The organism is Enterobacter sp. N5-15 (assembly GCF_057221635.1).
This window is the reverse complement of record NZ_CM170150.1, coordinates 2,427,611-2,442,880: the sequence shown is the minus strand read 5'-3', so window position 1 is coordinate 2,442,880 and position 15,270 is coordinate 2,427,611. Positions and strand designations below refer to the sequence as shown.

Here is a 15,270-nt window from a genome sequence, read left to right as displayed (position 1 = left end):
TGGCGGTTATGCGCGAAAAATGGCTCCTGGCGGGCGTCTTACTCGCCGCAATTCCCGCGGCGGATGCAGCGCAAAGCAATGAGAAAGAGACGTTGCGCGATAAGAATGACGAACCTGTTCAGGCTGGCGTCTTTACCAGCCGGTGGGGGCGTTTGTTCTCGGGGAATGACAAGAAATTCTCTGGTGCCCTGAGCTTTAGTTCGGGGCTGAAAGAGCAAATGGTGAGCGTGCCCAATAGCTCGGACAGTGCCGCGCAGGAGAAAAAAATTAACCAGACGCTGAATCTTAGTCTTCAGTATTCCCCCTACAGCTTCTGGTTTGCCAACATTACCTCCCGGTTGCCGGTCAGAGACACCACCCGCTATACCGCGGATTTTCGCTACAGCTTCGGCTATGACGACTGGCACGCCAATACGTTCAGCCTGGTATACGGCAACTACGGCGATAACCACTTCTGGACTTCGGGTAGCCGGAGACACACCTATTTCGAACAGGGTGCCTTTACGCTGGCCTATAAGTTTTCGCTACCGAAACCGGTTGAAAACACGCTCCTGATTAATAAAGGGGACTCTATTATTTGCCAGGTCGGGTACAGCTGGGTTCCGCGCTACTACGACCTCAGCAGCGATGACATCCGCAAAAATAAAAACGTCATGCTCGGCGGCTGCGGCTATACCTTCAAACAACACTTCTTCGTTCGCGCAACAGCGTTCTGGTTCCCGGACAGCAGCCAGCAGCAGCCCTGGAACGGCGATTACAGCTACAGCTTCGGCTATGCGGGCTATACGCCGGGATCGTTTTCCGTCCAGTACGCAAACTATGCCGGGACGCGCTATCCGGGGCATGGAAACGGTAATGCAAAATTCAGGGAAGGGACCGTGAGTCTCATCTGGTTCTTACCGCTATAGGAGGGATGTATGTCAGCGCTGCACGTGTTAATCGTTGAAGATTCGCTGATTTATCGTCGGTTGCTCTCCCGAATGCTCACCCAGTGGGGCTATATCGTGAGCGAGGCGGAAAATGGCGTCGCCGCGCTGGAAATATTGTCCAGCCAGCCGGTCAGCATGGTGATAAGCGACTGGGAGATGCCGGAAATGGACGGTCTCACGCTCTGCCAGACGATACGCAACCGTCAGTTTGGCCGCTACGTGTATGTCATCCTGCTGACGGCGCGCGAAAATGCCGGGGATTTAACGCAGGGTTTTGATGCGGGGGCGGATGATTTTTTAAGCAAGCCTGTCGAACAGGCTGAGCTACGTGCGAGGCTCCACGCCGGGGTACGTATTTTGACGCTGGAAGCGACCCTCGCGGCGCACAACAAGCGCCTGAGTGAAGCGTTACACCAGATTGAAAAGGATCTTGAGCTAGCGGCGCGCGTTCAGCACTCGGTTCTGCCTTCACACCGCTTGCGCTTCGGGGACTACTTTTCCGACTGGCTTTTCATGCCGTCTGCCTGGGTATCGGGCGATGTCTTCAATATTTTTCCTCTGGACTCTCATCTGGGGTTCTATTGCGTTGACGTGTCCGGTCACGGCGTGGGGGCCGCGATGATGTCCCTCGCGGTGGCGCGTCAGTTCCTGCACGGCCGGGTGGTGGACCGTTTTTTGTTTACAGCAGAGGGTGGAATTCAGTCGCCTGCTGAGGTCATCAGAATATTGAACAGCCGCTTTTGCAGTGAAGAAAACGACATCACCAGCTATTTCACCATCATCTACGGCGTGATCGACCCCGAAAGTGGACAGGGGCTGTTGTGTCAGGCGGGGCATCCTACTCCCGTGATTGTGAATGCAGACAATGCCGTCACTTCCGTAGGCGAGGGTGGACCGCCTGTCGGGCTGATGCCCGAGCTCAGCTGGGAGGATGTCGCTTTTACCCTCAATCCAGGGGATCGCTTATGCTTATTCAGTGACGGCATCACGGAGTGTGAGAATAGCGAGGGCGAGCAGTTTGGCTCGCAACGTCTCGAACGCTGGCTTCATCAGCATGTCCGGCTGCCGGTTGACGAACTCTTGCCGCGGTTCGGTGACCACCTGACCGACTGGCGCAACGCAAATCGTGATGAACCGACCGCCTTAACCGATGACGTTTCACTGTTAGTGATCGAGCGTCAGGGAGAACAGAATGATTATTAACACTGAACGATTACCGCATGCCAACATTCTCACACCAGCGGTCCGGCGGCTGGATGCGTCCATTGCCGCGGCGTTTAAGGCCTCTGTCACGGAAGAGATTGGCAGCGATCGTAAAGCCTTAATTGTCGACTTTAGCAAAGTGGACTTTATCGACAGCAGCGGGCTGGGGATGCTGGTGTCGTTGTTTAAGCTGATGAACGGGAAAGGCGAAATGGCTTTATGTTCCCTGAACCCCGGGATCATGAATATGTTCACCCTGACCCGGATGGATCGCATATTCCGCATCTATCCGGATAAAAACAGCGCGCTCGCGCAGCTGGGGCAGTAGATGCAGACGCCGGAGCATGCAGAATTTCCGGCGGCGCTCGTTTCCCTGACGCCGCTGGCCGGCTGGCTGGGAGACAGGCTGGGCGCGCTTGCCGTTGACGATGAGTGGCGTTTCGCGCTCGATCTGGCCGTCTGTGAAGCGGCGACGAATATCATCCGGCACGCGCTGCATGAGGATGCCTCACGCGCATTCAGCGTACAGTTCGACATCCGGAACCATAATGTCTGCGTTGTCTTTACCGACGCGGGTGATGCGTTCCCGCTGGAGCGGCTTGAGGCCGCCCGACGAGACCGCTTCTGCGAAATTTCGCCGTTATTGGAGAGCGGCAGGGGGCTGATGCTCATTTTGCTGAGCGTCGATCGCTTCTCGGTGGAGCGAAAGGCGGATAAAAATATTGCCACGCTTGAAAAGAAAATAAGCGTATGACCTGCTGGCCATACGCCCGAAATTTTTCCTATTTCTTATCAGCGAACAGCTCCGGCGCCCACGGACGCGGATCCACCTCCATAAACGGCGCGCGCTCGAAGCGGTCCTTCAGCGCCCACGGCACCGTGCAGTCGAAGATGGTCTTGCAGGAGATGCCGTTTGCGCGAATCGAGGTGCTGTAATCCGGCGACTGCGACGGATCCAGCTGGTGGCCGCGGATCCCCGGAATATTCGTGATGCTGACATCACCCTGCATGCGGGTTGTCATCGCCCACAGGATGTCGTCGCTGTCGAAAATATCCACGTCTTCATCGACAAGAATAATGTTCTTCAGCTCCGAATAGGTAGCTAAGGCGATAAGCGCCGCCTGGCCCTGACGTCCTTCGTCTGACGGCTGGCGTTTTTTCACCTGCAAAATACCGAGGAACTTACCGCCGCCTGCGGTATGCGCATAGACGTTTTGCAGGAAGCCCGGAATCGCCTCTTCAACGGCATTGCGGATGCTGGCCTCCGTCGGCAAACCGGCCAGCGTGGTATGTTCTTCCCCTGGTCCCACCAGCGTTTGCAGGATTGCGTGATGACGCATGGTCACCGCTTTCACTTTGATCACCGGCAGGGACGGGTTTGCCTCGCCGCAGTAGCCCGGGAACTCCGGCATCGCGTGGCCGGTATTGGTGTGCTGATCTTCTCTCACGCGCACGCCAGGGAGCAGTTCACCTTCGATGATGATTTCCGCCCGCGCGATCGCTTTCTCTTTTACCGCCACGCCCTGCACCAGCTCGACCGGCTGCTGGCGCAGCGCCCCGGCAACGCCCAGCTCGTTGTAGCCAAACGGCGTGGTGGGGGCCTCAAAGCACGCGCCGATATAGATGGCGGGATCGAGACCCATATTGATCGTCACCGGCAGCGGTTTTCCGGCCTCTTCCGCCTTTTTGCGGAAGACTTCGATATGCCGACCGGCGGCAAGGAACATCGAAAGCTCGTCGCGCTCCTGGACGCAGAGGCGGTGAATGGTCACATCTGTGAGCGAGCTATCCTCAGGATCGCTTGCCAGCACCAGCCCCAGACAGAAGAACGGGCCTGCATCAATCGGCGTGTTTGTCGGTGCCGGAAGCAGCTTGCGCAGGTCGAAGTCTGGGTCGTCCGCGTAGAAGACCTGTTCCTGGCAGGGCGCCTGCGAGGCCGGAACGACAACCGGCGCAACCGGCTTTTTCACCGCCTGGCCGACGTGTTTTGCCAGTTCAGAGGGCTCGCAGCCCAGAAGGAGCGCCGCGCGCTCGCGGCTGGCGTGCATGCCCACCAGGATGCGGGAGCCCGGATAGCCCTTCACGCTGTTAAACATCATGGCCGGGCCCGTACGGGTGGGACGTTTTACCGTGCCGCCTGCGCCGATATGACGGTAGACTCCCGCCAGCTCCGCGTTGGGATCGACCGGATAATCGGTTTCAAGATACTGCCCTTCGTGGCGCTGAAGCAGGGCGATGGCGCTGCGGAGATCGTTGATCGCGTTTTCCATATTTTTCTCCCTCGTTTGAATACCTCCATTTTTATGGCAATGACCAATAGCATCAATTGCATCATTGCTGCTAAATTGATAATTAAATTCATATCAAAAAAGGAGGCGTTCCGTGCAGTTTCGTCAGATGCGCCATTTCATCGTCGTTGCCGAAGAGCTCCACATGCACCGGGCCGCCGAGCGTCTGAACATGGCGCAACCGGCGCTGAGCCAGCAGATAAAGGCGCTGGAAGAACGTTTAGGCGTCACGCTCTTTAGCCGGGCGAACCGCCGCTTAACCCTGACGCCCGCGGGCGAAGCGTTTCTGATGAAAGCCAGGCTCGCCATCTCCCTCACCGAACAGGCGGTGCTGGACGCCAGGCAAACGGCAAGGGGCGAGCAGGGGGTGTTAAACCTGGGGTGCGTGTCGAGCGCGATGTTCGACGGCAGGCTGCCCGCCGCGCTGCGCCAGATGCATACGCGCTGGCCGGCTATTACCATGTCACTGGTGACGGGAAACGTGCAGACGCTCTACGCGGCCGTGCAAAGCAACCAGCTCGATGTGGCCATTATCCGGGCGCCGCTGCCGTCGCTGCCTGACGATCTGCAAAGCCGCCCGTTCACCGCAGAGAAAACGGTGCTGGCGCTATATCGTCAGCATCCGCTGGCGGGATCTTCCGCGCTGACGCTTTCGTCGGTGAAGGATGAAAAATGGATCTCCCTTCGCGACCCGGAGGGAATGGGGCTGGAACAGTACTTTTATGACGCCTGCAGCGGGGCGGGCTTTCAGCCGAACGTGGTGCAAAACGCGACCGACGTGCCCACGGTGATAAGCCTGGTCTCGGCAGGGTTTGGGCTGGCGCTGCTGCCCGCCTCGGCAAAGGCGGTGAGCGTCGAAAATGTGGTTTACGTGGACATCCTTGACCGGCTGCGGGAAAGCGAACTTACGCTGGTTTGCCACCGGATTATCCGATCAGAAGTGCTTAAAAAGTTTCTGGCAACCCTCGATCACGCCTGACGTCCGGCGGCCTGCAGCAGCTGCTCGCGCAGCCAGGCGTTCGCCGGGTCCTGGCTGTTTTTCGGGTGCCAGTACATGTAGATGGTTATCGGCTGGAGCGGCAGCGGCGGCGGAAAAATATCCAGCGAGCTGGCAAACTGTCGCAGCATCCGTTCCGGTAAGGTGCACACAAGGTCAGTACCGGTGACAAGCGCAGGCGCCATGGCGTAGCTCTGCGTAGACATCGCGACGTGTCGCTGATAGCCCAGCCCCGCCAGAGTTTGATCGACAAAGCCGGTAAACGGATCCCCCGCCGACGACACCACCAGATGAGAAAGCGCGCAGTAGCTTTCCAGGTCTAACGCACCGGTCCCGCGCGGATGACCTTTGCGCTGGGCGGTGGCAAACGCGTCGTCGAGCAGTTTGCGCCTTACCCAGCCGTCATGGGCACCGGCGCTCACGCCGATGTAGATATCGACATCACCGTTTTCCAGCTGCTGCGGCAGTTCGGCCATCTCCGGCAGGGCGAAGCGCAGGCGGATACCGGGAGCATCGTTGCTCACCTGGTTAAGCAGCCCGGTGCCCAGCATCAGTGCCGGGTTTTCATGCAGAGCGATCGCAAAGGTCCGGCGGCTGGTGGCGGCATCAAACGCGATGGGGGCAAACATCGCGCTGATGCCGCGCAGCACGCTCTCCACCTGAGGCTTAAGCGCTTCCGCTCTCGGCGTGGGCAACACCCCGCGTCCATGTGGGGAGGGGATAAACAGCGGTTCGCCAAACAGCGTTCGCAGACGCGCGAGACGGGCGGAGAGCGCGGGCTGGCTGATGCCAAGCCGCGCGGCCGCATGGGTGATATTCCTGTCCTGAAGCAGCGCGTCCAGGGTCAGGATCAGGTCTATGTCCATGCCAGAGAGGGGCGTCATCTTATTTCGCGCTGCTGGCGTCCCGGTTGGTATAGGTCACAGGGACCCAGGCATAGCCGCCGTTTTCGCCTTTGGTGACATAGCCGATACCCGGGAACGGCAGATGGGGCGCGGCAACCAGGTCTTTATTTTTCACAAAGTCCGCAAACGCATGTTCGCGCACGCTTGCCGCTTTGCTCTGATCTTCATCGTAGGTAATGGTCACGTCGGGCTGCGGGAACTGAACCGCCGCGGCATGAATGATGTCGCCGACAAAGGTGATCTTCTCGCCTTTGCTTGTCAGCGTGTAGAAGGCTGAGCCCGGCGTATGGCCGGGATGAACCGTGCCGGTCAGCCCCGGGAGAATGTCAGATGTGCCGCTAAACGGCACCACTTTACCGGCGTCAAGATAGGGTTTTAAGGTCTTCTGCGCGACGACAAAGTAGTTCTTGCCGTAGCCGGTTTTTTTCTGATTCTCGTCGTTAAAGAAAAAGTCGACGTCCGGTTTGCCAACAAAAACGCGCGCGTTGCTGAACACCATCTTGCCGTCTTTCACCAGGCCGCCCGCGTGATCGGAGTGGGCGTGGGTCAGCAGGACTTCAGTAATGTCCTCGGGTTTAATCCCCTGCGTGGCGAGGCTTTCAATCAGACGTCCGCCGTTGCCGGGGCCAAAGAGCTGGCCTGAGCCCGTATCTACCAGAATTTTATGTCCGGGCATCGCAATCAGGAACGCGTTAATGGACACCTCAGGCGGGTTTGTCTGGAAATTTTTCGCGAGCAGCGCATCAATTTTTTGCGGCGTTGTCCGGCGCAGCAGCTTGTGCAGATCCTGCGGGACGGTCCCGTCCGTAAACGAGGTCACCAGAACGTCGCCGACCTGAACGCTGTATCCGCCCGCCGGTTGTTTAACGACGTGCTGAGGCGTCTCTGCCGACGCCTGAAGCGCAGGGTAGAAAAGCAATGAACTGGAAATAAGCGTGGACAGGGCAAGTTTTTTCACGGTAAGCATACGAGTCTCCTTTGAAAGCGCTCATCTTACTTCTTCGTAAAATTATAAGAACCTGCCCAGAAATGATAGGACCTATAAACGCGGTGGATAGCATAGTGAAGAGGCCGGGTGGCGGTGAAGCCTTTCCCGGCCCGTAAAACGTTATTTTTTCAGCGGCGCGTTCCAGCTGTCCGGCGTGGCTTTGGACCAGGCGCCATAAGCGGCATTAGGCAGCACAATCCAGTCGTTACCGAAGTGTTCCGCGCTGGCCTCAACCAGCTCGCGCTGCTGCTCGCTCGGCTTTTTGTTTTTAAACTGCACGGCGAAATCCGGCAGGCTGTCGCCAAACAGCATCACGATCTGATGCTTTTTGAGGATGCTCTGGCGACGCTCTTCCTTGCTGACCGTATCCAGAAGCACGCTTTCATCGGACACCTGCGGAAGTCCCAGGACTTTTAACGTCCTGAGCGTATCGGCTTTATTTTCCTGCATGCGGTCCGAGACGTAATAGATACGGACCTTGCTTTGATTCACATGGTCAAGAAACGCCTTCGCGCCCGGAATTAAGCCGGGTTTACCCTGTTTCTCCCAGTCGCTCCAGGTGTCCCATTTTGTAAAGTCGTGACACTGCTCCGTGTCGCGCACCAGCAGAGGGGTGTTATCCAGCACCGTTTCATCCAGGTCCATTACCACGGCGTAATTTTCAGGCGTTTTCAGATCTTTTAACTTTTCGTTGAAACGCTCGGTGGCAAACCGATACGTCTGCAGCTGAAGAGCCATAATCTCTGCCGATTTCTGCTGATAGCGCAGCGCCATTTCGTACGCTTTGGGTTCACACAGGTCGCGCCCGGCGGCCGTCGCCGCTGCCGTTGCACTCAAAACAGGTAATGCCAGCAGTAATGCCTTAGCCATTGAATTCACACTTCTTTCCTCAACACCATGGTTAAAATCCCGAAAGCGTAATGAAATTCAATGACAGAAATATGAAGGCTGCATTGCTAGACCAGCATGTAATACCAGAACAGGGCGACCTCGTCTTTTTCCGGTAAGGCGTTGTAGAGATAACGATCGTATCCACCCAGGGTGAACCCGTAGTTACGGTAGAACAGGCAGGCAGAGACGTTCACATTTTGTGTTTCAAGCCGTAATCCCGGCGCGTTTACGCTGCGGGCCCAGACGTGGGCGGCGGCCATCAATTTTTGTGCGGCGCCGGTTCTGCGTTTTGTACGCTCAACGGCGATATAATCCACTGAGATAAATTTATTCCAGCCAATTGAAGCGGTAATAAATCCGGCTATTTCACCGTCATCCGTTTCGGCGATAAGAAATATGGCGTCCGGATTAACGCAGTGGTTTTCAAGAGTTTGAATGTCGAGTTCGTAGGTTTTAATCCAGGGCTCGGTGACGGCTTCGATATGCAAATCACAGTGGATAAAGGGCTCTCGCGCAACGTGGCTAATGGTGAAAGAAAAGTCACAGCATTCAAGACGTACGAGGTCAGTATTTAATCCTTTTCGAATCTGCATAATTTTCCCGGTAGTGAGTTATTTCATAAAGAATAGACGAAGCGGTTAAATCCGCTGGGCTAACACACTTTCAATCCTGAACTAAGCTTGTACTTCGTTCCGCGTAAAATGTGGGTCATTCGAGGACAATGAATGGAATTCAGGACATTTCAAAAGCAGTGGGGTGCTGAGTTTATTTCCAATGACGTAGTACGTTTTCGCGTCTGGGCAGAAGGACAGAAAGAACTTACGCTACGTCTGGCTACCGCCGACGTGCCGATGACGGCAACCGGCGGCGGCTGGTTCCAGGCGGATGTACCCGGCGTCTCGCACGGTGCAGAATATCAATTTGTTCTTCAGGACGGCATGACGGTGCCCGACCCCGCCTCGCGCGCGCAAACGGGCGAGGTTAACGGCCCCTCCGTCGTAATCGATCCCCGACGCTATCAGCCGGTCAACCGGGACTGGGCAGGGCGGCCGTGGGAAGAGACGGTTATCTATGAGCTGCACGTCGGCACCTTTACCCCGGAGGGCACCTTCCGGGCGGCCATCGACAAGCTGCCGTATCTGGCAGAGCTCGGTATTACCCAGCTTGAAGTGATGCCCGTCTCCCAGTTTGGCGGAACACGCGGCTGGGGGTATGACGGCGTGCTGCTGTATGCCCCGCACGCCGCCTACGGCACGCCGGAGGATTTCCACGCGCTTATCGACGCGGCTCACGGGCTGGGGCTTTCCGTGGTGCTGGATATCGTGCTCAACCACTTCGGCCCCGAGGGAAACTATCTGCCCCTGCTGTCGCCCGGTTTTTTCGATGCGGATCGCACCACGCCCTGGGGCAACGGCATCGCTTACGAGCGCGAGCCGGTGAGGCGGTATATCACCGATGCGCCGCTCTACTGGCTGACGGAGTATCGTCTGGACGGTCTGCGCTTTGATGCCATCGACCAGATTAAAGACGACTCAGAGACGCACATTCTGGAAGAGATAGCAGAGAAGATCCGCGAGGCGATCCCGCACCGTCACGTTCACCTGACCACGGAAGACAGCCGCAACGTGATTTTCCTGCATCCGCGCGATGAACAGGGCAACACGCCGCTGTTCACCGCCGAGTGGAATGATGACTTCCACAACGCTGCCCACGCGTTTGCTACCGGCGAGACCCACGCGTATTACCAGGATTTTGCCTTTGAGCCGGAGAAAAAGTTTGCCCGGGCGCTGGCGGAAGGGTTTGTCTACCAGGGCGAAATTTCGCTGCAAACCGGTGAATCCCGCGGGGTGGAGTGTCAGACCCAGCCGCCGCAGTTCTTCGTCGATTTTATTCAAAACCACGATCAGACCGGGAATCGCGCCCAGGGCGAGCGGCTTATCACCCTGGCCGGTGCCGATAAGACGCGAGTGCTGCTTGCCGCGCTGCTGCTTTCCCCCCATATCCCGCTGCTGTTTATGGGCGAGGAGTTTGGGGAAACGCATCCGTTCCTGTTCTTCACCGATTTTCACGGCGATCTGGCAAAGGCGGTGCGGGAAGGGCGCGCAAAAGAGTTTACCGGCCATGCCGGGCACGATGAAACCGTCCCGGATCCGAATGACGTGAACACCTTCGTTCGCTCAAAGCTCGACTGGAATAAGATTGCCACCGACGAAGGCAAAACGTGGCTGCGCTTCACGCGCCACCTGCTGACGCTGCGTCATCGCCATATCGTTCCGCTTCTGCGTCATGGCGGCACCGTTCAGGGCAAGGTGATCAAGACCGCGCCCGGCATGGTGGCGGTGGGCTGGCGCTTCCCGGCTGGGACGCTCTCTCTGGCGCTCAATATCGGCAATAAGCCCGTCGCGCTGCCCGATCTCGCGGGCGAGACGCGTTTTGCCTGGCCGGAAGTCACAGACGTTTTACCCCCGAACGGTATTGTCGTTCGCTTTGCTGATGGAGAAGCATCGTTATGATCCCTTCCGCCACGTACCGTATTCAGTTCCGTAATGGCATGACGTTTGACCGCGTTGCGGCGCTGGTGCCGTATCTGAAAGATCTCGGCATCAGCCATCTCTACGCGTCGCCCGTGTTTAGCGCCACAGCGGGTTCCACCCACGGCTATGACGTCACCAACCCGAATGAAATCGACCCCGCGATCGGCGGACGAGAGGGGTTTGACCGCATGGCCGCGGCGCTTAAGCAGGCCGGTATGGGGCTGATTCTGGATATTGTCCCGAACCATATGTCCACCTCGCTGGAAAACCTCTGGTGGCGGGACGTGATTGAATACGGCCAGCAGAGCCGCTATTTCCGCTATTTCGATATCGACGGCTCGCGCCCGCTTACGCTGCCGTTCCTCGGCGACACCTTTGAGGCGGAGCTTGAGAAGGGTGCTATCACTTTAAAACGTGACCCTGTCACGAAAAAGGCCGCGCTGGTCTACTATGACGCCGAGTATCCGCTCAACCCGGGTACGTACAGCGAGGATAAGAACATCGCTGAACTGCATGACGCGCAAAGCTGGCGGCTGATGTCCTGGCGGGAGGCGCCGAAGCAGCTCTCGTGGCGGCGCTTCTTTGAGATCACCGGGCTGGTCGGCGTTCGGGTTGAAGATGACGCGGTCTTCGACGATTCGCACCGGCTGATCCTAGAGTTGGTCCACGCGGGCGTGGTGGACGGCCTGCGCATTGACCATGTCGACGGCCTTGCCGATCCGCTGGGCTATCTGCAGCGCCTGCGGCAGAAAACCGGACCCGACTGCTACATCACGGTTGAAAAAATTCTCGCCCGGGGAGAACAGATCCCCGCAGACTGGCCGGTATCCGGCACCACCGGCTACGAGTTTATCGCCTCGCTGGCGGAAGTGCTGGTCGACGACGATAACCTGTCACGCCTGGAGACCATCCACGAGGAGACGCTGGGAATAACGGTCGATCGGCACGCCGAGCTGCGCGATGCCAAAGGCCTGATGACCGACCGCAATTTTGAGGGTGAATTCACCACGCTGCTAAACCTTGCTGACGATCTGGCCCGCCGCAATGAGGTTGCGCTACCGCGCGAAAAGATCCGCCACGCGCTGCGCGAGCTGCTTATCGCCTTTCCGGTCTATCGCACCTACGGCACCCGGGAGGGATTAATTCCGCCTGACGTGGCGCTGCTCAACCGCGTGGTCGCCAGCGTGGAGACGTCTGAAGCGGCGCTGAGCCTGATTGTGCGCATTCTTACCGGCGACCTGCCGGAAGATTGCCGCGAGTCCGCCGCGCTTTTCAGAACCCGCTTCCAGCAGCTTACAGGGCCGCTGATGGCGAAGTCGGTGGAGGACACGCTGTTCTTCCGCCACAACCTGGAGCTGGCGCTCAATGAAGTGGGCGCCGACCCGACGCCGCGCGCGTTTTCATTATCTCGCTTCCACCAGGAGATGCGCATTCGTCTTGCCCGTCAGCCCGATGCGCTGCTGGGCACCTCCACGCACGATACCAAGCGCGGGGAAGACGCCCGGGCGCGCCTTTACACCCTGACGGAGGCGCCGGAACGGTGGGGCGATAACCTGGCCCGCTGGCGACAGATGAACCAGACTCAGGTGCGTTTTCTCAATGACGGCACCGCGCCGAACGCCGCCGATACCTGGATGATCTATCAGGCGCTGGCGGGCGTCTGGCCCGCCGTGCAGTCTCCGGACGACGCTGAAGGGCTTGCATCACTGGAAGCGCGTTTTATCGGCTTCCTTGAGAAAGCGCTGCGCGAGGCAAAACAGCGCACCGACTGGATCGACAGCAACGAGAGCTATGAGAGCGTGGTGTTGAGCTACGCGCGGCACCTGCTTTCGCCGGACAACACTCTGTTCCTGCATGATTTCAGCGAGGCGATGCAGCCCTTTATCCGGGCCGGGCTGATGAACAGCCTCAGCCAGACGGTAATCAAGCTGACGGCTCCCGGCGTGCCGGATATCTATCAGGGCAGCGAGGCGCTCAACTTTAGCCTCGTCGACCCGGATAACCGACGGGAGCCGGACTTCCCGACCCTGGTGCACAACCTCAGCGCGGCGGATGCCTCGGTGTTTGACAACCCGGCCTGCTGGCGAGACGGGCGCGTTAAACAGTTCGTCACCGCCACGCTGTTACGGCTGCGTCCGCATTACGCCGCGCTTTTCCGCTATGGCGACTGGCTGCCGCTTAAGGTCAGCGGCGAGCGCGAGGAGAACCTGATTGCCTATGCGCGCGTTAAGGACGACGAGGCGCTAATTGTTGCCGTGCCGCGTCTGGTTTTTGGTGTCACCGGCAACGAAACGCTGTGGGTTAATACCACGGTAGCGATACCCGACGAACTGGCCGGGAAGCGCTATCGGGATCTGTTCAGCGGTGAAAGCCGCATTCTGCAAGAGACGCTGGATTTAACGTCAGAAAAGGGATGTGTACTGGTTCTGCTTACCTGCGAATAATCGTGGAGAACGAAAATGGCAAAGGATACTACGTTTGAAATTCGGGCCGGTCATGGCCAACAGTTGGGTGCTAATTATGACGGAAAGGGAGTCAACTTCGCGCTGTTCTCCGCTCACGCCGAACGGGTGGAGCTCTGTCTGTTTGACCCGTCCGGGAAAACCGAAATCGCCAGGCTGGAACTGCCGGAATATACCCATGAGGTCTGGCACGGCTATGTGCCCGATCTGAAGCCCGGTGCGCTGTACGGCTATCGCGTCTACGGCCCTTACGACCCGGAAAACGGTCACCGCTTCAACCCGCACAAGCTGCTTATCGACCCCTACGCCCGCGAACTGGTGGGCGATATCGACTGGAACGACGCCCATTTCGGCTATGAGCTGGGGCATGATGAACTGGACCTCAGTTTTGACACGCGCGACAGCGCGCCGTTCACGCCGAAATGCAAGGTCATCGACCCGGACGCCTTTGACTGGCAGGACAACAGCCGGCCCAACGTGCCCTGGCCGCATACGGTTGTCTATGAGAGCCACGTGAAGGGTTTTACCCAGATGAACCCGGCCATTCCGCCCGAGCTGCGCGGAACGTTTGAGGGGATGGGGCACAAAGCCTCGGTCGACTACATCAAGAGTCTTGGCATCACCTCGGTGGAACTGCTGCCGGTTCACTGGTTCCCGGACGACCAGCATCTGCTCGACCGTGGCCTGAAGAACTTCTGGGGCTATAACACGCTCGGCTTTTTTGCTCCGGCGTCGCGCTACTACGGCCCGGCGGGGATCCAGGGCTTTCGCGACATGGTACGCGCGTATCACGATGCGGGCATCGAGGTGATTCTGGACGTGGTGTACAACCACACGGCGGAAGGAAATGAGCTTGGCCCCACGCTCTCGTTTAAGGGGATTGATAACTACAGCTATTACCGCACCCTGCCGGACCAGCACCGGTACTACATCAACGACACCGGGACGGGAAACACGGTCAACACCTCGCACCCGCGCGTGCTGCAGATGGTGATGGACTCCCTGCGCTACTGGGCGGAGTCGATGCATATTGACGGTTTTCGTTTCGACCTGGGGACGATTCTTGGCCGCGAGCCCGAAGGGTTTGACCCGCGCGGCGGTTTCTTCGACGCCATATCCCAGGATCCGGTGTTATCGAGACTGAAGCTGATTGGTGAACCCTGGGATATTGGCCCCGGCGGGTATCAGGTCGGCGGTTTCCCGCCCGGCTGGGGGGAGTGGAACGATAAGTACCGCGATACCGTCCGCGAGTACTGGAAGGGCGATAACGTCTCTACCGATTTTGCCGCGCGTCTGCTCGGCTCCGGCGATCTGTACGATCTGCGCGGGCGTCGTCCGTGGGCCAGCGTCAACTTCATCACCGCTCACGACGGCTTTACGCTGAATGACCTGGTGTCGTACAACGAAAAGCATAACGCCGACAACGGTGAGGACAATAACGACGGGCATAACGATAATCGCTCGTACAACTATGGCGAAGAAGGGCCGACGGAGAACCCGGATATTATTGCCACCCGCGAGCGGCAGAAGCGTAATTTCCTGACCACGCTGCTGTTTTCCCATGGCACGCCGATGCTGCTGGCCGGGGACGAGTTTGGCCGCACGCAGAAGGGCAACAATAACGGCTACTGCCAGGACAGCGAGATCTCCTGGATCGACTGGAAGGGGCTCTCCGAAAACGACGCCGCGCTGCGCGAGTTCACCCGACGGCTTATTGCCCTACGCGCATCGCAGCCGTTATTGCGTCGTGAAAGCTGGCGCGACGGGCTGGAGATCCGCTGGTTCAATGCCGGAGGCGGTCCGCAGCAGGCCGAGCAGTGGGATGAAGGCTCGACGCTCGGGGTCTCCATCAGCAGGCCGGATCTCAGGCAGGAGGACGGCATCTGGCACGACGTGCTGATGCTGTTCAACCCGTTTGAAGGCACCGTGCCGTTCCAGATCCCGCAGTTTGGCGAAGGGGGATGGGTGCTGGAACTGTCTACGGCAGATGACGCCGCCGCCGGGACAGCGATCACCGACACCGTAGAGTACGAACTGGCTGGACGCAGTATTACCCTCTTCAGACGACCTTAA

Annotated in this window: 13 protein-coding genes; 8 read left to right on the top strand and 5 right to left on the bottom strand. The window is 58.4% G+C overall.

Going from position 1 to position 15,270, the window contains the following annotated elements; all coding sequences use genetic code 11:
• Positions 1-8 precede the first annotated feature (8 nt).
• The 4 genes from AC2TE5_RS11650 to AC2TE5_RS11635 are packed head-to-tail and all read left to right on the top strand — an operon-like array spanning position 9 to position 2,886.
• On the top strand, positions 9-908 hold the full coding sequence (locus AC2TE5_RS11650) for a hypothetical protein (protein WP_484611655.1): 900 nt from the start codon (positions 9-11) through the stop codon (positions 906-908).
• A gap of 9 nt (positions 909-917) precedes the next feature.
• Entirely contained in the window at positions 918-2,132 is a 1,215-nt protein-coding gene (locus AC2TE5_RS11645) for a PP2C family protein-serine/threonine phosphatase (RefSeq protein WP_484611654.1), read from the top strand.
• A complete protein-coding gene (locus tag AC2TE5_RS11640) occupies positions 2,122-2,460 on the top strand; it encodes an STAS domain-containing protein (protein WP_032657000.1) in 339 nt (112 codons plus the stop codon). Before AC2TE5_RS11645 ends, AC2TE5_RS11640 begins: the two co-directional genes overlap by 11 nt.
• Complete coding sequence (locus tag AC2TE5_RS11635) at positions 2,461-2,886, top strand: ATP-binding protein (protein ID WP_484611653.1); 426 nt, start codon at positions 2,461-2,463, stop codon at positions 2,884-2,886. It abuts the gene before it with no gap.
• A 28-nt stretch (positions 2,887-2,914) separates the two neighbouring features.
• Here AC2TE5_RS11635 and AC2TE5_RS11630 read toward each other — a convergent pair whose 3' ends face one another.
• Entirely contained in the window at positions 2,915-4,402 is a 1,488-nt protein-coding gene (locus tag AC2TE5_RS11630; protein ID WP_484611652.1) for a UbiD family decarboxylase, read from the bottom strand.
• Positions 4,403-4,514: 112 nt separating this feature from the next.
• Here AC2TE5_RS11630 and AC2TE5_RS11625 point away from each other — a divergent pair, with 112 nt between their 5' ends.
• Positions 4,515-5,399 (top strand): LysR substrate-binding domain-containing protein, encoded by an 885-nt coding sequence (locus tag AC2TE5_RS11625; RefSeq protein ID WP_484611651.1) that lies wholly within the window; start codon positions 4,515-4,517, stop codon positions 5,397-5,399.
• Here AC2TE5_RS11625 and AC2TE5_RS11620 read toward each other — a convergent pair.
• The 4 genes from AC2TE5_RS11620 to AC2TE5_RS11605 form a co-directional block, all read right to left on the bottom strand.
• Positions 5,390-6,301, bottom strand: coding sequence for a LysR family transcriptional regulator (locus AC2TE5_RS11620; protein ID WP_484611650.1), 912 nt, complete (start codon positions 6,299-6,301; stop codon positions 5,390-5,392). The genes AC2TE5_RS11625 and AC2TE5_RS11620 overlap by 10 nt on opposite strands.
• A gap of 1 nt (position 6,302) precedes the next feature.
• On the bottom strand, positions 6,303-7,289 hold the full coding sequence (locus tag AC2TE5_RS11615; RefSeq protein ID WP_484611649.1) for an MBL fold metallo-hydrolase: 987 nt from the start codon (positions 7,287-7,289) through the stop codon (positions 6,303-6,305).
• Positions 7,290-7,430: 141 nt separating this feature from the next.
• Positions 7,431-8,180: a 5'-nucleotidase, lipoprotein e(P4) family gene (locus tag AC2TE5_RS11610; RefSeq protein WP_484611648.1), complete on the bottom strand. Its 750-nt coding sequence runs from the start codon at positions 8,178-8,180 to the stop codon at positions 7,431-7,433.
• An 86-nt stretch (positions 8,181-8,266) separates the two neighbouring features.
• Positions 8,267-8,794 (bottom strand): GNAT family N-acetyltransferase, encoded by a 528-nt coding sequence (locus AC2TE5_RS11605; RefSeq protein ID WP_484611647.1) that lies wholly within the window; start codon positions 8,792-8,794, stop codon positions 8,267-8,269.
• A gap of 132 nt (positions 8,795-8,926) precedes the next feature.
• Between AC2TE5_RS11605 and treZ the strand changes: the two genes are divergently transcribed.
• Genes treZ through glgX form a run of 3 tightly spaced genes read left to right on the top strand, consistent with a single transcriptional unit; the run spans position 8,927 to position 15,270 of the window.
• Complete coding sequence (treZ, locus tag AC2TE5_RS11600; protein ID WP_484613302.1) at positions 8,927-10,714, top strand: malto-oligosyltrehalose trehalohydrolase; 1,788 nt, start codon at positions 8,927-8,929, stop codon at positions 10,712-10,714.
• Positions 10,711-13,179 (top strand): malto-oligosyltrehalose synthase, encoded by a 2,469-nt coding sequence (treY, locus tag AC2TE5_RS11595; RefSeq protein ID WP_484613301.1) that lies wholly within the window; start codon positions 10,711-10,713, stop codon positions 13,177-13,179. Before treZ ends, treY begins: the two co-directional genes overlap by 4 nt.
• A 15-nt stretch (positions 13,180-13,194) precedes the next feature.
• A complete protein-coding gene (glgX, locus tag AC2TE5_RS11590) occupies positions 13,195-15,270 on the top strand; it encodes a glycogen debranching protein GlgX (protein ID WP_063142753.1) in 2,076 nt (691 codons plus the stop codon).

Bases quoted from the DNA above. Each gene is read 5' to 3' on its own strand.
- AC2TE5_RS11650 (WP_484611655.1), top strand. From the start codon at position 9: ATGCGCGAAAAATGGCTCCTGGCGGGCGTCTTACTCGCCGCAATTCCC.
- AC2TE5_RS11645 (WP_484611654.1), top strand. From the start codon at position 918: ATGTCAGCGCTGCACGTGTTAATCGTTGAAGATTCGCTGATTTATCGT.
- AC2TE5_RS11640 (WP_032657000.1), top strand. From the start codon at position 2,122: ATGATTATTAACACTGAACGATTACCGCATGCCAACATTCTCACACCA.
- AC2TE5_RS11635 (WP_484611653.1), top strand. From the start codon at position 2,461: ATGCAGACGCCGGAGCATGCAGAATTTCCGGCGGCGCTCGTTTCCCTG.
- AC2TE5_RS11630 (WP_484611652.1), bottom strand. From the start codon at position 4,402: ATGGAAAACGCGATCAACGATCTCCGCAGCGCCATCGCCCTGCTTCAG.
- AC2TE5_RS11620 (WP_484611650.1), bottom strand. From the start codon at position 6,301: ATGACGCCCCTCTCTGGCATGGACATAGACCTGATCCTGACCCTGGAC.
- AC2TE5_RS11615 (WP_484611649.1), bottom strand. From the start codon at position 7,289: ATGCTTACCGTGAAAAAACTTGCCCTGTCCACGCTTATTTCCAGTTCA.
- AC2TE5_RS11610 (WP_484611648.1), bottom strand. From the start codon at position 8,180: ATGGCTAAGGCATTACTGCTGGCATTACCTGTTTTGAGTGCAACGGCA.
- AC2TE5_RS11605 (WP_484611647.1), bottom strand. From the start codon at position 8,794: ATGCAGATTCGAAAAGGATTAAATACTGACCTCGTACGTCTTGAATGC.
- treZ (WP_484613302.1), top strand. From the start codon at position 8,927: ATGGAATTCAGGACATTTCAAAAGCAGTGGGGTGCTGAGTTTATTTCC.
- treY (WP_484613301.1), top strand. From the start codon at position 10,711: ATGATCCCTTCCGCCACGTACCGTATTCAGTTCCGTAATGGCATGACG.
- glgX (WP_063142753.1), top strand. From the start codon at position 13,195: ATGGCAAAGGATACTACGTTTGAAATTCGGGCCGGTCATGGCCAACAG.